The 21,643-nt window shown below is 57.3% G+C and carries 23 protein-coding genes and 1 pseudogene; 16 read left to right on the top strand and 8 right to left on the bottom strand.

What is annotated here, in order from left to right; translation table 11 throughout:
* Positions 1-111: 111 nt before the first annotated feature.
* The 5 genes and pseudogenes from HUW35_RS18955 to HUW35_RS00765 all read left to right on the top strand — a co-directional run.
* Positions 112-237 (top strand): annotated as a pseudogene (locus HUW35_RS18955) (DUF465 domain-containing protein); the annotation flags it as partial.
* 207 nt (positions 238-444) lie between these two features.
* Positions 445-579, top strand: a complete 135-nt coding sequence (locus HUW35_RS18810; RefSeq protein ID WP_255463400.1) for a hypothetical protein — start codon at positions 445-447, stop codon at positions 577-579.
* Between the two features lie 111 nt (positions 580-690).
* The gene (locus HUW35_RS00775; RefSeq protein WP_181253836.1) at positions 691-1,452 is read left to right on the top strand and encodes a hypothetical protein; all 762 of its coding nucleotides are present in this window, start codon (positions 691-693) and stop codon (positions 1,450-1,452) included.
* Between the two features lie 387 nt (positions 1,453-1,839).
* Positions 1,840-2,415 (top strand): hypothetical protein, encoded by a 576-nt coding sequence (locus HUW35_RS00770; RefSeq protein WP_181253835.1) that lies wholly within the window; start codon positions 1,840-1,842, stop codon positions 2,413-2,415.
* A gap of 219 nt (positions 2,416-2,634) precedes the next feature.
* Positions 2,635-3,294, top strand: a complete 660-nt coding sequence (locus HUW35_RS00765; protein WP_181253834.1) for a peroxiredoxin-like family protein — start codon at positions 2,635-2,637, stop codon at positions 3,292-3,294.
* A gap of 28 nt (positions 3,295-3,322) precedes the next feature.
* Here the strand turns inward: HUW35_RS00765 and HUW35_RS00760 are convergent, their stop codons facing one another.
* The 4 genes from HUW35_RS00760 to can all read right to left on the bottom strand — a co-directional run bounded on the left by HUW35_RS00760 (position 3,323) and on the right by can (position 7,427).
* Positions 3,323-4,093, bottom strand: coding sequence for a glycerophosphodiester phosphodiesterase (locus tag HUW35_RS00760; RefSeq protein ID WP_255463399.1), 771 nt, complete (start codon positions 4,091-4,093; stop codon positions 3,323-3,325).
* 192 nt (positions 4,094-4,285) lie between these two features.
* The gene (locus HUW35_RS00755; RefSeq protein WP_181253832.1) at positions 4,286-4,837 is read right to left on the bottom strand and encodes a flavin reductase family protein; all 552 of its coding nucleotides are present in this window, start codon (positions 4,835-4,837) and stop codon (positions 4,286-4,288) included.
* Positions 4,838-4,961: 124 nt separating this feature from the next.
* Entirely contained in the window at positions 4,962-6,623 is a 1,662-nt protein-coding gene (locus HUW35_RS00750; protein ID WP_181253831.1) for an FAD-dependent oxidoreductase, read from the bottom strand.
* Positions 6,624-6,770: 147 nt separating this feature from the next.
* Complete coding sequence (gene can / locus HUW35_RS00745) at positions 6,771-7,427, bottom strand: carbonate dehydratase (protein ID WP_181253830.1); 657 nt, start codon at positions 7,425-7,427, stop codon at positions 6,771-6,773.
* Positions 7,428-7,607: 180 nt separating this feature from the next.
* Here can and HUW35_RS00740 point away from each other — a divergent pair, with 180 nt between their 5' ends.
* Positions 7,608-7,817 (top strand): hypothetical protein, encoded by a 210-nt coding sequence (locus HUW35_RS00740; RefSeq protein WP_181253829.1) that lies wholly within the window; start codon positions 7,608-7,610, stop codon positions 7,815-7,817.
* 17 nt (positions 7,818-7,834) lie between these two features.
* Positions 7,835-8,338, top strand: a complete 504-nt coding sequence (locus HUW35_RS00735; RefSeq protein WP_181253828.1) for an N-acetyltransferase — start codon at positions 7,835-7,837, stop codon at positions 8,336-8,338.
* A gap of 28 nt (positions 8,339-8,366) precedes the next feature.
* Here HUW35_RS00735 and HUW35_RS00730 read toward each other — a convergent pair whose 3' ends face one another.
* Positions 8,367-9,212 (bottom strand): SPFH domain-containing protein, encoded by an 846-nt coding sequence (locus tag HUW35_RS00730; RefSeq protein WP_181253827.1) that lies wholly within the window; start codon positions 9,210-9,212, stop codon positions 8,367-8,369.
* 55 nt (positions 9,213-9,267) lie between these two features.
* The gene (locus tag HUW35_RS00725) at positions 9,268-9,729 is read right to left on the bottom strand and encodes an NfeD family protein (protein ID WP_181253826.1); all 462 of its coding nucleotides are present in this window, start codon (positions 9,727-9,729) and stop codon (positions 9,268-9,270) included.
* 297 nt (positions 9,730-10,026) lie between these two features.
* On the opposite strand from HUW35_RS00725, the gene HUW35_RS00720 reads away from it, so the two are divergent.
* The 6 genes from HUW35_RS00720 to HUW35_RS00695 all read left to right on the top strand — a co-directional run bounded on the left by HUW35_RS00720 (position 10,027) and on the right by HUW35_RS00695 (position 16,185).
* Positions 10,027-10,764 carry a hypothetical protein gene (locus HUW35_RS00720; RefSeq protein WP_255463398.1) on the top strand — a complete coding sequence of 246 codons (738 nt, stop codon included), beginning with the start codon at positions 10,027-10,029 and terminating at the stop codon, positions 10,762-10,764.
* A gap of 87 nt (positions 10,765-10,851) precedes the next feature.
* Complete coding sequence (locus tag HUW35_RS00715) at positions 10,852-12,018, top strand: phospholipase A (RefSeq protein ID WP_255463397.1); 1,167 nt, start codon at positions 10,852-10,854, stop codon at positions 12,016-12,018.
* A 20-nt stretch (positions 12,019-12,038) separates the two neighbouring features.
* On the top strand, positions 12,039-12,443 hold the full coding sequence (locus HUW35_RS00710) for an NUDIX hydrolase (RefSeq protein WP_181253825.1): 405 nt from the start codon (positions 12,039-12,041) through the stop codon (positions 12,441-12,443).
* Between the two features lie 139 nt (positions 12,444-12,582).
* Positions 12,583-14,598, top strand: coding sequence for an aminotransferase class I/II-fold pyridoxal phosphate-dependent enzyme (locus HUW35_RS00705; RefSeq protein ID WP_181253824.1), 2,016 nt, complete (start codon positions 12,583-12,585; stop codon positions 14,596-14,598).
* 38 nt (positions 14,599-14,636) lie between these two features.
* A complete protein-coding gene (locus HUW35_RS00700; RefSeq protein ID WP_181253823.1) occupies positions 14,637-15,377 on the top strand; it encodes an SDR family NAD(P)-dependent oxidoreductase in 741 nt (246 codons plus the stop codon).
* 4 nt (positions 15,378-15,381) lie between these two features.
* Entirely contained in the window at positions 15,382-16,185 is an 804-nt protein-coding gene (locus tag HUW35_RS00695; RefSeq protein ID WP_181253822.1) for an ATP-binding protein, read from the top strand.
* A 46-nt stretch (positions 16,186-16,231) separates the two neighbouring features.
* Here HUW35_RS00695 and HUW35_RS00690 read toward each other — a convergent pair whose 3' ends face one another.
* The gene (locus HUW35_RS00690) at positions 16,232-17,251 is read right to left on the bottom strand and encodes a hypothetical protein (protein WP_181253821.1); all 1,020 of its coding nucleotides are present in this window, start codon (positions 17,249-17,251) and stop codon (positions 16,232-16,234) included.
* Positions 17,252-17,359: 108 nt separating this feature from the next.
* Between HUW35_RS00690 and HUW35_RS00685 the strand changes: the two genes are divergently transcribed.
* The 3 genes from HUW35_RS00685 to HUW35_RS00675 are packed head-to-tail and all read left to right on the top strand — an operon-like array spanning position 17,360 to position 19,653.
* Positions 17,360-18,031: a phosphoribosyltransferase gene (locus tag HUW35_RS00685; protein WP_181253820.1), complete on the top strand. Its 672-nt coding sequence runs from the start codon at positions 17,360-17,362 to the stop codon at positions 18,029-18,031.
* The gene (locus HUW35_RS00680) at positions 18,024-18,707 is read left to right on the top strand and encodes a dienelactone hydrolase family protein (RefSeq protein WP_181253819.1); all 684 of its coding nucleotides are present in this window, start codon (positions 18,024-18,026) and stop codon (positions 18,705-18,707) included. The genes HUW35_RS00685 and HUW35_RS00680 overlap by 8 nt, the downstream gene beginning before the upstream one ends.
* Positions 18,685-19,653 (top strand): ribose-phosphate pyrophosphokinase, encoded by a 969-nt coding sequence (locus tag HUW35_RS00675; RefSeq protein WP_181253818.1) that lies wholly within the window; start codon positions 18,685-18,687, stop codon positions 19,651-19,653. Before HUW35_RS00680 ends, HUW35_RS00675 begins: the two co-directional genes overlap by 23 nt.
* Before the next feature lie 64 nt (positions 19,654-19,717).
* On the opposite strand, the gene HUW35_RS00670 is transcribed toward HUW35_RS00675, so the two are convergent.
* Positions 19,718-21,376, bottom strand: a complete 1,659-nt coding sequence (locus tag HUW35_RS00670) for an isovaleryl-CoA dehydrogenase (protein ID WP_181253817.1) — start codon at positions 21,374-21,376, stop codon at positions 19,718-19,720.
* Between the last annotated feature and the right edge of the window lie 267 nt (positions 21,377-21,643).

Genomic DNA, 21,643 nt, shown 5'->3' with positions numbered 1-21,643 from the left:
CCCTCCAGCACCCTGGAAACCGAATTTCCCGATCTGGCTGACAGCATCCGCCACCTGATCCAGGATAGTATCCAATTCAAGTCCGACCGCGACAATTAACACAAGTTAGATAAGGAAATTCGAGGCTTGGAAGAGCGGGGCGTCGTGACGGATGACCACCACTTCAAAGAACTTAAAACCCAGCGTGCGTGCTTGAAAGATCAGTTGTACATCAAGGCCAAGAATCACCGAAATTAACGCCCGGTGTAAGATATGCGTAAGTTTAGGAGGTGGGTTAGTCTCTTGGCTATCTTGGTCCGGTCGCTTCTCGTTACCGAAGTTGATAGTGAGCGCTAATCGGTACGCCTGTTTTACAGGCGTACCTTTGCGCTCAGGTTAGAATCTCGTCTCTACGCCAGTGACAGGCGGATCATGAATAACATGGGGTTAAAGGGATTCAGTCAAATGTTTATCTACGCTGCCGCGCGAGCGGAAAAGCTTATCGCCGGGCTGCAAGGTGGTAAGCGCGTCACCATCAATCCCCAAGTTGAACCCATCTGGAATGAGCTCGTAAAGCTCGCCAATCGGGGCAATTACTGAGCTCAGATCACTGTTAATAGCATCAAGCAATTGGCGGCGGGCCGTTTGAGTCAGAGTAATATCTTTATCAAACTAGGTTCTGTACATCGCGGTGGGACTGAGGAGTATGTGGTGACTCTACTTGGGTGCTTGGTTGCTGCGGAAAAGCTACCCAACGATTGCTACAAGCTGCTCCATTTCCAGGCGGACTCGAATTATAGGGAGTTGATTGAGGCGCAAAGGGCGCCCGCTCTTTATGACATTACGAAAATCGAGGGCCTATGGCGCGCAAAGCGCCACACAGACGGTAAAATCGCGAAACAGGCACGGCGCGTAGTTGCTATTAGTGATATTGGCTATCGTGGTCACGAGGTTGCTGCTGGCGCTGCCGCAAGATGTCTCTCTTGTTTTGGCCCGGTGTCAATCGCTTCGGGCGGTCGTCGCACGATTATGTCCACACAGGGGGGCGGCTTTGATTTGCATTTTACGCCGGGAGAAAAATGCATTGGAGGCCTATTAAATTACAGGAAAGCGGTGGCTCCGCTGAAAGATGATAGCTTGCACGAGTCGGCGTTGCTTCTGGCGCGCAGCATGTATATGGCGCGGGAGATCCATGATGTACGCTGGATCTCCGAGTTTGGCGGTTCTGCGATTCTCACGCAGGCCTTGCAAATCCTGGCGGACAGGAAGTTTAAACTGAATAACCACACGGCCTTTCTGTTTAGGCCGACTACCTCTCCCCTCGAGGCGCTGAAGGCAATGCATGCTGTATCAGGGCTGGAAATTGAACGAGATTTCAAGGAATCCAATATGCTGGATTATATCGGCAACCGGGATAACTTAAGGGTGGTTAAAGAGCGCCGCCGACATGAGCAATGCTCCTTGCGTTTTTAAACAAGGCTACTGATACCGTTTGCGCCGGTTCGACGTTGCGCAATGCGTTAGGGGTGTGGTTGGCGCCTCGGGGCTGGCTGGAGTCGCGGCCAGTGGGCCAGCTGCGGGAGCCTTTTTAACGGCCTTAGGAGGCGCGGTGGCGACAGTGGCCGGAGTCGGAAAGTTGGGACAGCAGGCATTAAAAGCCTGGGTTCCGAGAAAATACGATCAAATCGCGAACAAGCTCTGATGCTGGATATTATTAAGTGCTCTTCGCTTGAGCTCCGAAAGTATGACGGACAATGCATACCGCGTGGCCCCCTCACTTAAATGTGTGAAACTTCGCTGGTTCAATTGCCGCAGTGCACACTCGAATTTCGTGCGCCACGTCACTCTCCTTGCAGGCGATTGGCAATCGAGCAGTACCAGTTGGTTCCTGGGAAGCTATATGATTTAAACGATCTGTCTTCACTGGGAGCTGATCTTGTTCCTAGCGATAGCTGGAAAAAGTTAAGTATTTGTTCAAGGGAGTGGGCATTTTATGGCCCCTGGCGTACTGGTTATCAAGGTGGTGTGTTCTTTTCCGTTCGGGCTTTGGGATTATCTGACCCTAATTCGGCTATAAATTTCCTTTACCCGACTGCTCTGGAAACCGATATTCATGGGTTTATGACCAGCTATCTCGGTCATGCTGTTTATGATAAGGGAATGTTAGCGTCTTACTATAAAGGGCCTGTCAATTGGGTTCCGGTCACTACTCTTCCAGTTCCTGCAGTACAGTTCGATATCGAGGAACGGTATACGTCCGAAAGTAGAGATCGCTATGCTTCCTTCCCTGTTGCCAAAAATAAACTACTATCTATTTGCTTTAACTATAGGCAGAACTGTGTGGGCAGGCAGGAAAAAAAGGACTCTCGAATCAGCCCTAAACCTATGCTCGATTTAATTGAAAATGTTACTTCTAGCATACGTCTGATTCCATAACCAGAGTTGCAGTCCGAGGTAGACGAGCCCAAGGCAAACTCGGGTGGTGAGTACATTGTGTCCAGTGAGTGCCAACCCTTCAAATGGCCAGCCGATGTGGCTAAGGACGGATCGACTATTCTGGATTACCGGGCTGGTCGTTACGAAAGGTGATCAACGATCAAGGTCGATGAATGTAAAGCCCCTGAGCCGACCATAACGCGATAAGGACCATAAATAATGAATACTTCTTTGCTAGTTGTTGTATTACTCAGTGTATTCAGCCTGACCGCCATGGCTCAGGATATCTCCCTCCCCAAAAACCTCCCTGAACTCACCGAGACCAGCAGCGCCGAGCTCGGTAAAGTCGAAACCAGCCTGAAGGCGGGCGACAAGCCGGTGGACTTTTCGGTAATGACCCATAAGGGCGAAGAGGCGAGCCTGCAGAGCCTGCTGAGTGACCACGCTCCCATTCTGGTAGTGTTCTACCGCGGCGGCTGGTGCCCCTACTGCAATGTACAGATCCGCCAGCTATCTGAAGCCTGGCCGGAGTTTGAGAAGCGCGGTGTAACACCGGTGCTGATCAGCGTGGACAAGCCGGATGCCAGTGCCATGGCCAAGGCAACCTATGAGATTCCCTTCCCGGTACTGTCAGATCCTGAGCTCAAGGCGCATGAAGCGTTCGATGTGGTGGTGGAAATCGATGATACCACCGCGGAGAAGTACAAAACCTACGGCATCGTGCTGGAGGATTGGTCCGGTAAGGATCATCACAAAATTGCTGCGCCGGGCGTTTTCCTGGTGGATTCTGCGGGTATTGTGCAGTGGGCGCATGTAGCCAAGGACTACAAAACACGTCCCAGTGTGGGCCAGCTGCTTCGAATGCTGGATGCGCGCTAGCGAATCCTGATGATGGGGCGGGTTGTCCTTAACCCGCCTGATTAAGCTTCCCCACCGGCTCTATCTGCAAAGCCATCACCTCCGCCGTCTTCGCCGAGTTGTAATCCATAATCAGCTGCGGCTCATCCGTAAAGACCCCGTCTGCATTCATTGCTGCAACCAGGCTCAAATCATGGGGATGGTTTACGGTGAACACGTAGCTTTTGAATCCCCGCCTGTGGCCGTCGGCGATGATTTCCGGGCACACGAAATCCAGGCTCAGGTGGATGGAAAAGGCCTGTAGTGGCTCACCGCAAGCGGCGAGATCCAGCGGTACGCCGTCGATGAGGACGCCGCGGCGTACCTGCGGGATCAGTTTCATGCATTCGTGGATCTGGCGGTGATCAAACGAGGAGAGGAGGTACTGTTCGTAGGTGGCGCCGTTGTCGCGGATGTAGGATTCCAGCTCTTTAGCCGCCAGTGCTGCGCAATTGGGGCCCTTGAGCTCGATATTGAGTTGTACGTTGTTGCCCACCAGCTCCAGTACTTCCCTGAGGGTGGGCACTTGCTCGCCGCCGGGTAGCAGCATCTGGCGCAGGGCGGCGGGGGCCATCTCGGTGAGAAGTTCCTGCCCCGCGAGTAGCCGGCCGAGACGACGGTCATGCTTGACGATCAGCTCGCCACCCACATTCCACACGTCTATTTCCACGCCGTCGATATCAAATTCGAGGGCGTGGGTGATGGCCTGCAAGGTGTTCTCCGTGGCCCGCTTGGGATAGCCGCGGTGGGCAAAGCAGAAGAGGGTGTCGGTAGTGTGCATCTCGACGTCCACAGTTGCGGAGGCCTCTAAAGGATGTCTGAAAAGTATGACTGGGAGGTGACAGCGACACAATTAATCAACGGGAAATCCGTCGAAATTTTTATATTGTTTGAGGCTGTAAGTGGGGATTTTTATAGCGGCAGGTTTGTTGCCGGGGCAGAGCCACCTAGATAGTGGCTGCCCCCGAGCGCATTACTCGCCGGCCAGGGCGCGGTAGCGGCCGCGATGGAAGACGAGGGGCTCGCCACCGCCGGCGCTGAATTCCAGCACTTCGCCCAGCAGGATGGTGTGGTCGCCACCCTCAATATTTTGTGTGCGGCGACAGTGGAACAGGGCGGCGCAGTCATCGAGCTGGGGAATACCTTCCGCACCGGCATGCCATTTCACCTGGCCGAACTTGTCGGCGCCGCGGCCGGCAAACAGGTTGGAGACGTGCTGCTGGTCGCCTTTCAGCACATGTACTACATAGCGTTCACACTGGGTGAAGGCAGCATAGCTGAGGGAGCTGCGGTCAATGCTCCACAGGATCAGCGCGGGATCGAGGGAGACGGAATTGAAACTGTTGACGGTCATTCCCACCGGTTGGCCATTGGCGTCCAGCGTGGTGACCACGGTGACACCGGTGGCGAATTCGCCCAGAGTATCGCGCAGGGCGCGGCTGCGCTCCTCTTTAGACTGGGCGGAGGCCTCGGCTGACTGTGCTGCGGACTCGACTGGGGCTGCGGGTTTACTGGATGCCGTCATACTTCGATCAAAATCTGTTCAATTTTTGTGCTGGCGGCCATTCTACGGGAAAAATAGCCGATTTGCGTGCTTTTCTTTGGGAAACCCCGGCTATCGGGGCGATAGCCGGGGTAATTGGGCCGTTTCAGTCGCTCATTAACGGCGCGCACTGGCGGCTCAGGGCGTCGCGCTCGGCAATGGCGCTGCCGGTGAGTGCGAAGCCGAGCAGGTTACCCGCCGAGTCCAGGAATTCGCCTTTTACGCCATCTGCACTGGTGGAGACTTTCCATTCACCGTCGCATCCGGGGCGCGGCGGGCAAACGACGGTGGGCCTCAGGGTGGTTTTCACTGCCACCGGCAGGCAGCCATACTGTACCGGCGTCGGGGTTCCGGTGAGGGTCTGGGCCAGGGCGCGGGCACTCTGGGTGAGCGGCGCCACGTAATACAGGCTGTGGCCATCGACTTCGGCACAGTCTCCCAGTGCATAGATGTTCGCATCGCTGGTCTGCAGCTGCCGATCGGTGACGATGCCGCGGTTCACCGCAACGCCAGCGGTGTCGGCAAGCCCGGTGTTGGGCTTCAGGCCGAGAGCGGCGAGGGCGATATCCGCTTCCACGGTGTCGCCGTTGGCAAGGGTTGCGCGAATGCCTGCGGGCGTCCTTTCCAGGTGCGTTACGCCTGCGCCCAGATGGAAGCGGGCCCCCGCCTGCTCCAGGGATTGCTGGATATCGCGACCGGCAGCCTCGGGGAGCAAGTTGGCAAGGGGCCAGGGTTGCAGGTCGGTGATGTCTACCTGGTAGCCAGCCTGGATCAAGTCGTTGGCGAATTCGCAGCCAATCAGCCCGGCGCCAATCAGCAGTACCCGTTTGCGGTTGGCCAGGGCGGTGCGGAAACGGTGGTAGTCGCCGAGGCTGTTGACCCGGAACAGGCGCGACAGGCCGTCGCCCTCAATAGCCGGCAGTGGCGCGCAATGGGCGCCGGTGGCAAATACCAGGCGGCCGTAGCGCAGTTCCGCCTGAATCCCGCCGCTGTCGGATACCGTGTTCAGCACGCGCGCCGAGCGGTCCACATCGGTGACATGGGTGTGCACCAGAACCTCCGCATTGAGTTCCCGGGCCATGGATTCAGCGCTGGCGGTGGCCAGTTGCTGCGGGGTTTTGCCGTGGGCAAGCGACGCGGACAGCAGCGGCTTGGAATAGAAGGTGCCATCGTCTGCGCTGATCAGTACTAGCGGGGTGCGCTGATCCAGCTTGCGGAATTCTTTGGCCAGATGGTAACCGGCGAGGCCGGTACCGATGATCACCAGCGGGTCGGTGTCGTCGAGTGGAGCGGGCTGCGGCGCAGCTGTGGCGTGCTCAGCTTCTGCCGATGCCTCCTGGACCAGCACCATATCGAAATCTTCTTTACCGACACCGCACTCCGGGCAGGTCCAGTCGTCCGGAATATCTTCCCAGCGGGTACCGGCGGGGATACCTTCCTCGGGCGCGCCCCTGGCCTCGTCGTAAACCCAGCCACATACCATGCATTCCCAGATTCGGCTGGCGGCAGCGTGCGGAGCGCTGTCAGCGGTGGCTGCTGGCGTGGTCGCAGAGGTTGTGGCGCTGGTATCGGCCTGCGCAGGCTCTTTGCTGGCGACCGCGGCCAGCATCACAAACTCATCCTTGGTGGCGCCACACTCGGGGCAGGCCCAGTCGTCGGGGATGTCCTCCCAGCGGGTGCCGGGGGGGATGCCGTCATCCGGAGAGCCCTTGGCCTCGTCGTAAATCCAGCCACAAATCTGGCATTCCCAAACACGAAAATCGGACATGAAGACCCCTGAATACTGCAAATTTCTGGTGTGCGGCCGGCCCGGCCCTTTGTTATTGAGGCTGTGGAGTGTAGGGAAAAACGGGGGAAAAGTTAACGGCGCAGTTGCTGCGCCGTTCTATTTTATTGCCGCCAGGAGGTGGAGGGTTCAGCCTTCGGTGTGCTGGGCAATGCTGGTGAGGGCGCGGTGGTAGATCTCGCTGATCTGGTCGGTGTTATCCACAGTGATCTGCAGGTCGTTGACCAGCCCGTTGGACAGGCCGTAGACCCAGCCGTGTACCGACAGCTCCTGACCCTTTTCCCAGGCGTCCCGCACCGGCGTGGTCTGGCACACGTGAATGACCTGTTCCAGCACATTGAGCTCGCACAGCAGGTCCACACGCTGTTCTTGCGGAAAGAGTTCGATCAGAGTGTGGTGCTTGTCGCGTACATCCTTGATGTGGCGCAGCCAGCTCTCGATCAGCCCCAGGCGTGAATCCTCCAGCGCCGCCTTCACCCCACCGCAGCCGTAGTGGCCGACCACCATGATGTGCTTGACCTTGAGTACCTCCACGGCGAACTGGATGACGGACAGGCAGTTGAGGTCAGAGGGAACCACCACATTGGCCACGTTACGGTGGACAAACAGTTCGCCGGGCAGCAGATCCACAATCTGGTTGGCGGGGACACGGCTGTCGGCGCAGCCGATCCACAGATACTCCGGGGATTGCTGTTCAGAGAGCTTGAGGAAGAAGTCCGGCTTTTCCCGACGGGTGGATTCGGACCAGGCGCGGTTTTTCTGGATCAGGTCTTCGAGCTTTGACAAGGCATTCAATCCATTGGTGAGCGTTGGTGATGCAGGATAGCCTGTTTGCCCACGGGCGCCAATCTGAGCCGGCATTGATACTGCTCGTGGGGCGGTGGTTGCCGACTGAAAATACCACGGGCTTCTGCTAACCTGCGTCGATTCGTCCGCAAATAATTTGACCACACAGGGAGTGGCGTTATGGGGCTTCGCAATTCGGTGATCCGGCGTCCACGCCGATTCAACAAGGCTTCCGCGACCGCAGCGCGCCGGCGTAAAAAAGTCAGGTGGTTATTGGCTCAGCGGGCCCGTGTGCGCAACTACCGGCGCTTCTTTCTCACCCAGAATGAATTGACCGCGAAGGCCGAAATTGCACGCAGCGGCGAACAGCCGGAAAGCTCCCGGGATTAAGTGAAAAGAGGTTACCAATGATAGATAAGCCTGAAGGCGCACCACTGACTACTGTTATAGCCGATTACCGGGATCGCAAGCACGGCGCGGACCTGCTCGCAATGATGGATCACTACTCCCGCGATCCGTTTGGTGCGGGTGAGCCACTGGCGGACGTGTGTCATCGCGAACTGCTGGGACGACTGGCGGAATTTCCCGGAGCCTTCTCGGTGCTGGCGTATCGCGGCGAAGAGGTGCTGGGGCTGACCAATTGCTTCATGGGGTTTTCCACTTTCCAGTGCAAGCCGCTGGTGAATATCCACGATGTGGTCGTGCTTGAAGCGGCGCGTGGTCTGGGTGTCTGTACCGCGATGATGGAGAGAGTGGCTGAAGTTGCCCGCGAGCGCGGCTGCGGCAAGATCACGCTGGAGGTGCTGGAGAAAAATTTGCCGGCACAGGCGGCTTATCGCAAGTGTGGCTTCAAGCCCTATGCCCTGGATGAGGCATTCGGGCAGGCAGAATTCTGGCAGCGCTATTTATAAAGACGGATAGCGCTGCCAGTTATTCGAGTTAGCGGTTCAGCAGTCCTTTCACCGCATTGGGGAGATCCGCGGGCAGCAGGATGTTTTTGGCGTTGCTGGAGGTAGCAAGTTCTTCCAGCGCGTGGATGTAGCGTTCACCCAGCAAGTACATGACAGGCATTTCCTTGTCGCCGATGGCCTGGGTTACCCGTTCGATCGCCTCGCGACTCGCATCGGCCAGTACCACCTGGGCCTTGGCATCGCGCTTGGAGGCTTCCAGGCGGCCGTCGGCCTCGAGAATCGCCGCCTGCTTTTCCCCCTCAGCGCGGGTGACCGTGGCGCGGCGCTGGCGCTCTGCGGCCGCCTGCTCTTCCATCGCTTTCTGCATGGTGGCGGAGGGGTTGATGTCCTGGATTTCCACGGTTTTCAGATTGATGCCCCAGTCCGCAATATCGTCAGAAATCCCTTCCTTGAGTTTCGCCTTGATCAGATCCCTCGAGGACAGGGCCGAGTCCAGCGACATTTCGCCGACAATGGAGCGCAGCGCGGTCTGCACCAGGTTCTGGATCGCAATTTCGTAGTCCTCCACCCCGTACACCGCTTTCTCCGGCGAGACGATGTTGATGTACGCCACGGCGTTGGCAATGATGGTGGCGTTGTCCTGGGTGATGACTTCCTGAGACGGAATATCGAGCACGATATCTTTGGTGGTGACCTTGTACGGGACCTGGTCCACGTAGGGGATGATGACGTTCATGCCCGGGTTCAGGGTGCTGTGGTATTTACCCAGACGCTGCACTATGTGCTTGGAGCCCTGGGGTACGATACGCACACCCATGCCAATGGTGATGATCACCAGCACTACCAGTGCCAGTACTACGGATAATCCTTCCATGTTGGTTATTTCCCCTTTTAAATCGAGTGTGAAGGTTGGAATTGTTTTTCTGTAATCAGAGTGGGCTGACCACGAGTGTATTACCGGAAATATTGATGACCTTTACCCGCTCGCCAATGGCAATTTCGCTGGTGCTCATATATTGCCACTCGTCCTCGCCGAGAATGGGGGCGGGGAAGCGCATCCGGCCGCGGGGCTTGCCAATATTGGACTCGATCACCGAGCCCACCTGACCGGCGAGGGCTTCCATCGCCATGCCGGAGGTGGTGCGGTCTTTCCAGTTGGGCTTGATAAATTTGAGCCACAGAAATACCAGTGCGATGGAGAGTGCTGCCCACAGCAACAGCTGAGCGGTAATGGGCATACCCACGGCCAAAAGCAGGGCGCCCATAAACAGCGCGGAGACACCGAACCAGAACAGGATAAAGCCGGAGACAAAAATCTCCGCGGTGACCAGAAGTAACCCCAGTACCAGCCAGTGCCAGTAGGCGATGTGTGTATTGAGCCATTCGAGCATGCTGGCTTTCTCCCCGTAAAATTCCGTTGTAACAAACCCGTCGATTATGCCCTAAAGCGTGAGTGAACGGGCACTACAGAATTTTTCGCTCGCCGCCGCGCCCGAGCTACTTGCCGCGGGGCTTGCCAAAGCGCTGGCGGGGCGCGGTAAGCCCTCATAAAAATTTCCCGCAAGCGTCACAAATCCGCAGCAAATTTGTACGCTTGTGCAATACTTTTTGCAGGCGAACGCGCTTAAGTTGTGCATCAATTTTGTGCGCGCGCACCAACAATTTCCTTCTCAGCATTAAGAGAAATCATGGACGAAGATCTTATGCGATTGACTGCTAACCTGGCCCAGGGGCGCTACCAGTACAGTTGCGATGGCAGAACCATGCCGGTGCAGGATGACTGGCAGCTAGGGCGTGATGAACAGGGCCGACAACTGCTGGTCAGCCGCCGAATGGTGGGCGAGCAGGGTCACGGCATTGAAGTGCGGGCACTGATGGCCGCGGGACTGGTGACCGAATGCCGGGTAACCTGGAAAGACGAGGTGGATGAGGTTAGCGCCCACTACCGACTCACACCCGCCACAGGGCAGGCGCCGCATATGGGAGATGCGATCGAAGCGGAGTGGACCGGTCCCAACGGGTTACAGCAGAGTGTGATCGAGGGGCACAACCGGCTGCTGTTTCCGCTGATGCGGATTTTTATGGGGCCGCTCTTGTTGCGACTGTGTGACATGGAGTTTGGCTGTGAAGTCGTGGCGCCGGATATTGTCGATCCCTCCCAGCGGGGCAAGCTGCTGGCGCCCCGGGTCAGCCATCGCCGCGCGGCCATCATGCCGGGAGATGCCAATATCCAGGGCGTCCACGACCTGGGCCCGGATATCACCGCATTTTCCTATCAGGGAGACGAGGCGGAGCGCGATGCGCACTGTTTTGTGGATCCTCGGGGCTTGCTGGTGGGCTACGACTGGCCCAGTAGTACCGGGCGCCTGTGGCAGGTGCGTCTGCGCGATCTGGAGTGGGCCCCGGAGCTGAAATCCCTGTGTTGAGCCGGGGCCAATACTCTGACCGACCCCACGCTATGATTCCGTAAACCATGTAAACTGGCGCCCTGTAGGTATTCAGGAGCGCCAGTCTTGCTTTTATCCCGTCGCTTTTTTGTTCAATTATCGTCCCCCGCTGTGGTTGTCGCGGCTCTCGCCTGCGTGCTGTCCATTGGGCCAGTTAAGGCATCTGATGACACCGTAGAGACAACCAGCGAGGCGCCGCCTACGGCTTACGACGAGGTGGAGCTGTTGCAGATGGACGATTCCCTGCAAAGCGAGGACCAACGCCAGGAAAACTGCCTGCGGGAGCAGCTGGTAACCGCACCCGCCAATATCACCCTTGAGGAAATGCGGATCCGCTGTCGCCTGTCGGTCATTCGCGATGGCCGGCAGCTTGAGGAGTCGCCACTTTTCGCTACGGTGCCCGAGGTGGAGTCCCACGGGGAAGGCGAACCGCGTGCCAGCAAGCGCGCGCAGGCAATTCGGGAGGCCGCAGAAAACCCATTTACCCTCGCTTCCCACAAGACCAATTACCTGCTCCCCGTAATTTATAACCCGTCTCCCAATAAGGCGGGGCTCGAGGGGGTGGAAGTGAATGGTGTCCCCATCGACCTGGACTCGATAGAGATCCAGTTCCAGCTCTCGGTTCAGGTGCCCGTATGGCGCGGGTTTCTCGGCAGTGCCTCGTTTATGAGCTTTGCCTATACCAACCGCTCCTTCTGGCAGGGGTACAACTCCGACGACTCCGCTCCATTTCGCGAGACCAATCACGAACCGGAGCTGATCATGACCTGGTTGAACGACTGGACCCTGTTCGGTTTCCAGAACGTCGCCAACCAGATTGCGTTCAACCATCAGTCCAACGGCCGCAGCGAACCACTATCGCGCAGTTGGAACCGGGTATACGCCAACTTTGTGTTCGAGAAAGACGAATATTTCCTGACATTCAAGCCCTGGTACCGGATTCCCGAAGACCGCGAAGACGATGACAATCCAGACTTGGAGTTCTATCTGGGGCACTTTGAGCTCACCGGCGGGATAGAGCGTGGCCGGCACAATATCTCCATGATGCTGCGCAACAATCTGCGCTCGGATAACAAAGGGGCGGTGGAGTTACGCTGGAGTTTCCCTATGGGGCGACGGGTGCGCGGCTTTGTTAAATATTTCAACGGTTACGGCGAGAGCCTGATCGACTACGATGAAACGGTGCAGACACTCGGGATCGGTTTCGAGCTGGCTCGGGGCACTGGTAGCTGATTCAAACACAAGGTCCACGGATGGGTTTTGACGATACTTACAAACTGAGTGCACACGCGGTCATTTCCAACGACGATGGCGAGATCCTGCAACTGCGCGCCACCTACGCGGACAAGACCTGGGGGCTGCCGGGCGGAGCACTGGATCTGGGGGAAACCATCCACGAGGCGTTGCTGCGGGAGTGCCAGGAAGAGCTGGGCCGGGATGTTGTGATCGACTATCTGAGTGGCGTGTATTACCACCGGGTCTATAATTCCCATGTGTTTATCTTTCGCGCCCACTTCAAGGGGAATGGCGATATAACCCTGTCTTCGGAGCATTCGGAATACGATTATTTTCCCGTCAATGAGCTTACCCCGGTGCAGCGCGTGCGGGTGCAGCAGTGTTTGCAGTTCAATGGAGAAGTTCAGAGCGCAAAGTTCTGAAGTGCCGGTATTTCCCGTACATTGATTTCGTATCCCCTTAGTTTTTCCGAAGTTATCGCCAATTTCTCCTGTTCATCCCACATCGTCTCCTGCCTCCTTTAGTATCCGCCTTCTATGCTGAAAGATAAGAAGAAACGTTATGGGTGTAGAACTGACGATGCCTGACCTGGGCAATCTGTGCGAACAGCATCAGCCACTGGAGTGCCGTGTGGCACTGGTCAGTAATGACCGCGATCTCAGCAGCAGCTGGGTCGGTGCCCTGAATGCGACCGCCGCACAGCACGAGAACCCTTTCGGGTTGCGCTTCGAGTCCGTTGCCACCAGTGCGCTGGAGAAGTGCCTGCGGGAAGAGGACCGGCTGCAGGCGCTGATCATCGACGGTGGCTGTAGCCCCGATGAGCTGAAAGACGCCGAACTACTCGCGGATCGTATGCACAACCTGCGTGCCCAGCTGAATGTATTTTTGGTGGCGCAGGATTCATTCCTGAATGACCAGGGCGGCGCTCCTGCGTCCGTGCGCAAGCGCTTCGACGAGCTGTTCGACCGGCGCGAATGCAATTTCAATCATATGTTCCGCCTGGTGCAGGCATTTATCGCCCGCCGCGCCTCCACTCCCTTTGCCGATACCCTCAAGGAATACGTGTTCTCCGCACGTGACGCGTGGCATACCCCCGGTCACTCCGGTGGCGACAGCCTGCGCAACAGTCCGTGGGTGGGGGATTTTTACCGGTTTATGGGAGAGCACGTTTTCAATACCGATCTCTCGGTATCGGTACAGGTACTGGACAGCCTGCTGGAGCCCCATTCGGTGATCCAGGAGGCCCAGGACCTGGCGGCGCAGGCTTTTGGCGCCCAGCAGACCTTCTTCCTCACCAACGGGACATCCACTGCGAACAAGGTCGTGATCCAGCAGATCCTTGGGGGTGGCGGAAAAATTATCGTGGACCAGGCCTGTCACAAATCGGTACATCACGCCATAGTGATGAACCGTGTGGAGCCGGTGTATCTCAAATCCACCCTGCATCCCCAGTTCGGGATCTACGGCCCGGTGTGTCGCAGCGATATTGAAGTGGCCCTCGACGAGCACCCGGATGCGGGCCTGCTGGTGATTACATCCTGTACCTACGATGGCCTGCGCTACGACCTCAAGCCGATCATCGACTACGCCCACGAACGCGGGGTGAAAGTGCTGATTGATGAAGCCTGGTACGCCCATGGCTATTTTCACACCGAGCTGCGGCCCACGGCACTGGAATGCGGCGCCGATTATGTGACCCAGAGTACCCACAAGATGCTGTCGGCCTTTTCCCAGGCCAGCATGATCCATGTGCAGGACCCGGACTTCGACGAATTCCGCTTCCGCGAAAATCTGAACATGTACGCCTCCACCAGCCCGCAATACTCCATGATTGCGAGCCTGGATGTGGCCCGCAAACAGATGGTGATGGAGGGTTATGGTCGCCTGCGGCACTGCGGGCAGATGGTGGCAACCCTGAGAAGAGAGGTGGATGCCACTGGTGTATTCCGCGCGTTGACACTGGAAGATCTGGTTCCCGCGCCACTGGCCAATGACAATATTCGCCTCGACCCCACCAAGGTCACCATTGATGTTACCGCCAGTGGTTATTCCGGCAAGGAAATCCAGGTCAAGCTATTCGACCAGTTCGGTATCCAGGTGGAAAAAACCACCTACAACACGATTACCGTGCTGGTCACCTTGGGCAGCACCGAGAGTAAATTGCTACGTCTTGTGCATGCCCTTAAACAGTTGGCACGTCACCCGCGCAAACGCAGCCACGTGGGTACTGCCCGTCAGTTGCCGGAGTTTACCCATCTCAATTGCCTGCCCGCAGATGCCTATTTTGCGGATACTGAAGAGCTGCCACTGATGGACAATGGCATCGCGGCGGAGAAAAAGCTGGTGGGCCGCACCTGTGCCGACGAAATTGTGCCTTATCCGCCGGGTATTCCTGTACTGGTGCCGGGGCAGGAAATTTCCGCGCAGATCGTCCAGTTCCTTCAGCAACTGTTGCAAGGGCAATCATCCACAGAAATTCACGGGCTGATTTTCCGTTCAGATGAGCCCATGTTGCGGGTGATGAAGAAAGTCGAAAAACCTTCGACAGCGGCCAAGGGCGGTAAGTCAAAGCAGTAACGGCAAACAAATGTGCAGGCGAGTAGGCAGGGAAGCCAATGCAGCAGGCAGTAAACACACCGCCGGAAGTTATTCTTGTCGCCGGGGCCGGCGGTGGTCTCGGTACGGCCCTGGTCGAAGAGTTATCGCGGCGGTTTCCACAAGCCAAGCTGCTTACCATCAGTCGCGCACACAGCGCATCTTCTGACGGACAACACAGCCACTATTCGGCGGACCTCAGTGATCCCGAAACCACGGTCGACGTTGCCGACTGGCTGCGTTCCGAGCCACTGCCGAACTGGGTGATTCACTGCAGTGGTATTCTCCACTGGCCGGATCACCTTCCGGAAAAAAACTTGCAGCAGTGCACGGATGAGGCCCTGTTGCACAGTATTTCCGTCAATGTACTGAGTCATATGCATTTGGCACAGGTGCTGGCGCCGCTGTTACAGAAACGTTCCCCCCTGACCTGGGCCTCGCTGTCTGCCAAGGTGGGCAGTATCGAAGACAATCACCTGGGTGGCTGGTACAGCTATCGCATGAGCAAGGCCGCATTGAATATGCTGGTGCGCAACCTGTCCATAGAGTGGGGCAGAAAGCTCGACAGTTGTCGAGTGGTTGCGGTTCACCCGGGTACCACTGATACCGCACTTTCCAAACCTTTCCAGCAAAATATTTCCGCGGATAAACTCTACACTCCGGCACTGAGCGCCGATAGAATCGTGTCCGTTCTCGAAAAGCTAAGCGATGCTGATACCGGCAAGCTGCTGTTCTGGGACGGGTCACAAATACCCTGGTAATTGAATGACGGGATGGAGAGACGTGCAGGTGGATTGGGAAAAGTATCGCGCAGCAATCTGGCGACCGAAGACAGCGACACTGAAGCCGGTGCGTCGCATGGACCCGGTATCCGCTGACTTGTTAGTGGGAATCGATACCCAAAAGCAGGCGCTGTTTGATAATACGCGCCGCTTTCTACAGGGGAAGCCTGCGAATCACGCATTACTTTGGGGCAGTCGCGGTACCGGAAAGTCCAGCCTGATCAAAGCGCTGCTGAATACCTTTGCCGATGATGGATTACGTTGCGTAGAGGTGAACTTCCACGACCTCGATGATATCCCCGAAATTATCGATCAGCTGGATGGCGAGGATACGCGTGAATACCGGTTTATCCTGTTCTGTGATGATCTCGCTTTCGAGCGCGGAGATGCACGATACAAGGCCCTCAAAAGTATCCTTGAGGGCTCCCTTGAATTACCACCGGAAAACGTATTGCTGTACGCAACGTCCAACCGCCGTCATCTGTTACCGGAAGATATGGCGGCAAATCGGGATACCCGAATTGTCGAGGGTGAGCTGCATCACGGAGACCAGGTTGAAGAAACCCTTTCCCTCGCCGATCGCTTCGGCCTGTGGTTGAGCTTTTACCCTGCCGACTGGGATACCTACCTGCGGATGGTCGACCAGCTCTTTACCGACTACGTTGGTGATCGCGCAGAACTGCATACTGCGGCCAAACAGTTTGCCATGCTGCGTGCAAGCCACAGCGGCCGTACCGCGCAGCAGTTTTATAAGGGGTTTACTTTACAGGCTCAGGAGCGCAAGTAAGGTAAAAATACCTCATTGGAGCGGCGTGTAAGTTTCAGCGGACTGACTATTCCAATGTGAGGCAGTAACGATGCGCCGCATTGAGATACTCACGTGTTTTCTTTCGCCACTTTTCTGGTTCTGTAACGTCGCTATCCAGCAAGTGAGCGGCCGCGAGTTGGGCGCGAAGCAGGGCGCGTTCGGCGCGATAGAAATTTGACAGGATCGGCGCTGGCCTGTCGCCGCTCGATCGATAGTAAAATTCAACACACGCCTCTCCCAGGCTCGCATGTCCCAGTAATTCGCACTCGAGCGCGAGATAACTCAACTCGTCCACCGGGTCGACGCAACGCAGGTTGGGGTCAAATTCCAGGCAGTCAATGATTTGCGGCGGCTGGGTCAGGAAGCAGTGCTCCGGTCGCAGGTCACCGTGCCCCTCGACGATTTTTCCCTTCGCCGCACGTTCGCCGAGGAGCTCTGCTTCGCGCAGGATAAAGTCCAGCAAGGCGTTTGCCAGCTGGTCGATTTCCCTGGCATCCAGAGACATTTCGGTGGCTTTCAGCTGGTTGCGCAATTCCCTGCAGCGATGGCGCAGTCTTGCCAGGTACTGCTCGGGCTGTATGGAAACAGGTTCTGCGGCCCGATAAAAGTCGCACAGTCGCTGTAGCAGTGGTGCCAGTTGTTGGGGTGTAGTGCTGTTTATCCGGTATGGAAGCGAGGCGTCTTCCCGTAGACGGCGCATTTTGACCAGCCACTCCACTGGTAAACCCCGTTCACCCAGGTTCAACTGCCCGAGTTCATCAACACGCAGCGGTACCACATCCAGATAGGTTCCATCTGTCATACGCCGGTTCAGGCGCAGCTCTTCGCGGCAGATGACATATCGTTTTTCCAGACTGCTGAAATCGAGATAACTGGAACGCACCGGTTTTTTCATTTTGTAGACGTAGTGGTCTGTGAGAAAGACCCGGGCCATATGGGTCTCTATGAGCCGCACTGCTTCCGTGCTCTCGGGGTAGCTGCTGGGGGACAGCAGGAAGCGGGTCTTCTCTTCCAGTCCAGGGTTTGTGACGTTGGAGTCGGTCATGGCGCGCTTTGTCGTTGTGCCTGTTTGCTAGTCTAGTTTTATTGGGCTTGTATTGAGTGCATTCAGGTCTGAGACCTGTATTTTTCAACCATCGAGGTGTGAGTCGTAATGACGCTCTTCTATGACCGCGTGGAAGCGGGGCGTCTGCTTGCGGAGGCACTGCGCTCTTCCTTGCCCGATGTTAAAAAGCATCTGGACGCCATTGTGCTCGCGCTGCCTCGTGGCGGTGTGCCTCTCGGTCTGGAGGTGGCGCGTGCGCTGCGTATTCCGCTCGACTTGATGCTGGTGCGCAAGCTGGGAGTGCCGGGGCACAGAGAGCTGGCGATGGGCGCGATTACCAGCGGCGCGCGGGTAGTGAATGAAAACGTAATCGCGAACTGTGGTATCAGTGATGAAGCGCTGGACGCCGTGGCGAGCGAGGAGCACTTAGAGCTCGAGCGACGCGCCAGACGGTACCGCGGAGACCGACCTTGGCCCGACCTGAAAGGTCGCTGTGTGATTCTGGTGGACGACGGTATTGCTACCGGTGCCACTATGGAGGCCGCTGCGCGCGCAGTTCGCCTGCAACAACCGGCTTCCATTGTTCTCGCCGTGCCGGTTGCGCCGCCAGATGCCCTCGCGCGCTTTAGCCCGCTGGTGGACAAAATTGTGTGCCTTGCCACCCCGGAAGCTTTCTGGGCCATTGGCGCCTGGTATCGGGATTTCTCTCAACTGACGGACGAGGAAGTAATCGCGCTGATGCGCGAGGCTGACTCGCTGGCGAGGGGGGAAGGTGAATAGGCAGGAGGTGTTGATTGATGCCGCCGGAGAGCAGCTGGAGGGCTTTTTGACCCTGCCGGCTACGACCTGCTCGCTGGTGCTCTTCGCACACGGCAGTGGCAGTAGCCGCTTCAGCCCGCGAAACAATGCGGTCGCGGCGGAGCTGAATCGAGCTGGAATCGGTACTCTGTTGTTCGATCTGCTGACCGCAGATGAGCACCGGGTCGACGAGATTACCCGGGAATACCGCTTCGATATCGAGCTGCTGGCTCAGCGGCTGATTGCCGCACTAGATTGGGCGGTAGTTTATGAGGCGGCTGCACCATTGAACATCGGGTTGTTCGGATCAAGTACAGGAGCCGCCGCCGCTCTCATCGCCGCCGCGGCGCGGCCACACGCGGTAAAAGCGGTAGTGTCACGCGGCGGCCGCCCGGATCTGGCGGATGCTGCCTTGCCCCTGGTGCAGGCGCCCACGCTGCTGGTGGTTGGCGGTGAGGATTATCAGGTGATTGAGTTAAATCGGCGTGCGGCAGCAAAAATGGACTGGCTGTCTTGCAACGCGGAGGGGCCCAAACTGGAAATAGTCCCCGGTGCTACCCATTTGTTTGAGGAAGCCGGCACTCTGGAGGAGGTGGTGCGCCTTGCCATTGGCTGGTTCCAGCGGTACCTGATTGATGACCGGTCTGAAACTGTTTAGCCTCGAGGCCGGTACCGAGTTCGCCGAGCGCGTATCCGCCGCGCTCGGTGTACCGTTGTCTGCCCACGAGGAGCGCGATTTCGTCGATGGCGAACACAAGATCCGTCCCCTCGAAGATGTGGAGGGCGACGATATCTACCTGGTGCAATCCCTGTATAGCGACGCGAGTACTGGCCTCAACGACAAGCTGATACGCCTTCTTTTCTTTATCGGCGCGCTGAAAGATGCTGGTGCTGCCAGGGTTACCGCCGTTATTCCCTACCTCTGTTACGGTCGTAAGGATCGACGCACCAAACTTCACGATCCTCTTTCCAGCCGCTACCTGGCGAGCTTGTTTGAATCTTTGGGTACGGACGCGGTCGTGACTCTCGATGCCCACAATCAGTCCGCATTTGAGAATGCTTTCCGCTGCCGAACCCTGCATCTGCCGGCGCAGCGGTTGTTTGTGGATTTCGCAGTACAGCAGCTGCAGGGGGATCGCCATCCTCTGGTGGTGGCTTCGCCGGATGTCGGTGGAGTGAAACGCGCTGAAGCCATGCGTCAGGCGCTTCGTGAGCGGTTGGGGCGGGAAATTGGCCGCGCATTTGTTGAGAAATACCGCAGTGCAGATCAGCTTTCCGGTGGTACGTTGATTGGCGACGTCGACGATGCCTGTGTGCTGATCGTTGACGACCTGATTGCCGGTGGCGGTACCATCACCCGCGCGGTTGCCGCGATTCAGGGCGGTGGTGCCGCCCGCATCTGGGCGCTGGCCAGTCACGGGCAATTCTGTGGAAATGCTCTGGCGGGGCTGGGCCAGTTGCCACTGGAAGCCATCGCCGTGACCAACTCGCTGCCACAGGTGGTAGCGCCGTCACTTCAGGTCGTGGACTGTGCGCCTTTGATAGCAGAGGCGATACACAATTTACATCACGGTGGTCCGGCAACCCAGCTTGGGTTTGATTAGCGCGCCCTGGTGAATACTTTTGGTGTCGCCTGCGCTGGCGTTGGCTTGGAAATTTGCACGTAGGTCACATAGCCAGTGGGTTGCCGCGCTCGATAATCGTCTTTATATCCACTCCCGTTGGTAAAGTCCCAGTATTTCCTGCGCCGCGCGTTTCTAAACGCGAGGCGATAAATCCCTCGGCGACGGCACTATTGCCCGCTTGCATCAGCAGGTGGCTTTGCATCGTAAGTGCCAACTGGTCGACGATGTGTCGTGCGCGGTATTCAATATTGTCCATATCCGAGAGCTGGCCTTTCAGGTGTGCCAGGGCGCGGTCGAAACGCAGATCGTTGCCTTTACTTTTTTCCAGCTCGTCATACCAGTTGGTGAGCACCTCTGGTGTCTTCGTCAGGGCCCGCAGCACGTCCAGTGCCTGAATATTGCCGGATCCTTCCCAGATGGCGTTGATCGGCGCATCCCGGTAAAGACGGGCGGTAATAAAGTTTTCAATCACACCGTTGCCACCCAGGCATTCCATCGCTTCATAAGCGTGGTGCGGGGTGCGCTTGCAGATCCAGTATTTACCCACCGCGGTACCGAGACGCATCAACAGTTTCTGTTGTTCATCGTCCAGATGATCCATTGCCTGCGCCATACGCATGGTCATGGCGATGGAACCTTCCACCTCCAGCTGCAGGTCCGCCAGCACATTCTGCATCAGTGGCTGATCGATCAATGTCTTGCCGAAGGCGCTGCGCTGACTCGCGTGGTAGATCGCCTGCAGGGTGGCCTGGCGCTGACCGCCGGAGGATCCGATCATGCAGTCAAACCGGGTGGCAGAAACCATTTCTATGATCGCCGGTACACCGCGGCCTTCCTCTCCGACCAGCCAGCCGATAGCGCCGCGCAGTTCGATTTCTGACGAGGCGTTGGAGACATTGCCGGCCTTGTCCTTGAGCCGCTGTACCTGTATCGGGTTTTTGCTGCCGTCCGGGCGCCAGCGCGGCACCAGAAAGCAGCTCAGCCCCGCCTCGGTCTGGGCCAGCATCAGGAAGGCATCGCACATGGGTGCCGAGGTAAACCACTTGTGGCCGACCAGTTCGTAGCTGCCGTCGCCCAGCGGTGCCGCTGTCGTGGTATTGGCGCGCACATCGGAACCTCCCTGTTTTTCGGTCATTCCCATACCAATGGTCAGGGCGGATTTTTCCGTATGCGGGCGGTTGCTGGGATCGTAACCGCGGTCGCAAATTTTCGGCAGCCACTCCTTTGCCAGCGCCGGACTGAGACGAATTGACGGCACCGAGGCAAAGGTCATGGTAACCGGACAGCCGTGTCCGGCTTCTACCTGGCAGTGCAGGTAATACTTGGCGGCTCGCACCACGTGCGCCCCGGGTTTCGGGTCGGTCCAGGGGGCAGAGTGCAATCCCTCCGACATGGCAAGTTGCATTAGCTGGTGATAGGCCGGGTGGTAATTGACCTGATCCACCCGGTTGCCAATGCGGTCGTGGGGTTCAAACTCGGGTTTGTAGTGATTGGCCTGGAAGCCGCGCTCAATCCATTCCGGGCGGCCGCAAATCTCGCCGTAGCGCTGCAGATCGTCTTCTCCCCAGTGGCCTCCGTTGCGCTGTACCGCTTCGCACAGTGCAGTGTCATTGGCGTACAGGTTGTGACCCTGTAGCGGGGCGGGCTGGTTTAACACCGTGTGTGTGTTGGCCAGAACGGATGGGCCTTGGTCTTTGCTCATGGATTATCTCTCTATAGACCTGCAGACGGATGCCATGGGGGCTCAGGCTTTAGGGTAGTCAGCCGCGCATTCTTTTGCCGTTTATCCTACCGGCTTATCGTCAAATTCAGTTGCCTTTTGCGGTCGGTGGTCTTGTCGACTTGCGCCAACGTCCTGCGCGTCTCGTGCGGTGCACAAATCCTATCCCGGGCTTTTGAGAGAAGTTGTGACAGCGTTGTCATTATTGGGCGTTCAGCGATAGTATGCGAAATCCGATTCGATCAATAA

The organism is Microbulbifer sp. YPW1 (assembly GCF_013367775.1).
GTDB lineage: Bacteria > Pseudomonadota > Gammaproteobacteria > Pseudomonadales > Cellvibrionaceae > Microbulbifer.
This window is presented reverse-complemented; position numbering and strand designations above follow the sequence as displayed.

Excerpts from the sequence above, each read along its gene's own strand:
- HUW35_RS00750 (WP_181253831.1), bottom strand. The coding sequence starts at position 6,623 with ATGTCCGATTTTCGTGTTTGGGAATGCCAGATTTGTGGCTGGATTTAC.
- HUW35_RS00735 (WP_181253828.1), top strand. The coding sequence starts at position 7,835 with ATGATAGATAAGCCTGAAGGCGCACCACTGACTACTGTTATAGCCGAT.
- HUW35_RS00755 (WP_181253832.1), bottom strand. The coding sequence starts at position 4,837 with ATGACGGCATCCAGTAAACCCGCAGCCCCAGTCGAGTCCGCAGCACAG.
- HUW35_RS00710 (WP_181253825.1), top strand. The coding sequence starts at position 12,039 with ATGGGTTTTGACGATACTTACAAACTGAGTGCACACGCGGTCATTTCC.
- HUW35_RS00765 (WP_181253834.1), top strand. The coding sequence starts at position 2,635 with ATGAATACTTCTTTGCTAGTTGTTGTATTACTCAGTGTATTCAGCCTG.
- HUW35_RS00700 (WP_181253823.1), top strand. The coding sequence starts at position 14,637 with ATGCAGCAGGCAGTAAACACACCGCCGGAAGTTATTCTTGTCGCCGGG.
- HUW35_RS18810 (WP_255463400.1), top strand. The coding sequence starts at position 445 with ATGTTTATCTACGCTGCCGCGCGAGCGGAAAAGCTTATCGCCGGGCTG.
- HUW35_RS00670 (WP_181253817.1), bottom strand. The coding sequence starts at position 21,376 with ATGAGCAAAGACCAAGGCCCATCCGTTCTGGCCAACACACACACGGTG.
- HUW35_RS00705 (WP_181253824.1), top strand. The coding sequence starts at position 12,583 with ATGGGTGTAGAACTGACGATGCCTGACCTGGGCAATCTGTGCGAACAG.
- HUW35_RS00725 (WP_181253826.1), bottom strand. The coding sequence starts at position 9,729 with ATGCTCGAATGGCTCAATACACACATCGCCTACTGGCACTGGCTGGTA.
- HUW35_RS00760 (WP_255463399.1), bottom strand. The coding sequence starts at position 4,093 with ATGCACACTACCGACACCCTCTTCTGCTTTGCCCACCGCGGCTATCCC.
- HUW35_RS00720 (WP_255463398.1), top strand. The coding sequence starts at position 10,027 with ATGGACGAAGATCTTATGCGATTGACTGCTAACCTGGCCCAGGGGCGC.
- HUW35_RS00695 (WP_181253822.1), top strand. The coding sequence starts at position 15,382 with ATGACGGGATGGAGAGACGTGCAGGTGGATTGGGAAAAGTATCGCGCA.
- HUW35_RS00740 (WP_181253829.1), top strand. The coding sequence starts at position 7,608 with ATGGGGCTTCGCAATTCGGTGATCCGGCGTCCACGCCGATTCAACAAG.
- HUW35_RS00690 (WP_181253821.1), bottom strand. The coding sequence starts at position 17,251 with ATGACCGACTCCAACGTCACAAACCCTGGACTGGAAGAGAAGACCCGC.
- HUW35_RS00685 (WP_181253820.1), top strand. The coding sequence starts at position 17,360 with ATGACGCTCTTCTATGACCGCGTGGAAGCGGGGCGTCTGCTTGCGGAG.
- HUW35_RS00675 (WP_181253818.1), top strand. The coding sequence starts at position 18,685 with ATGACCGGTCTGAAACTGTTTAGCCTCGAGGCCGGTACCGAGTTCGCC.
- HUW35_RS00730 (WP_181253827.1), bottom strand. The coding sequence starts at position 9,212 with ATGGAAGGATTATCCGTAGTACTGGCACTGGTAGTGCTGGTGATCATC.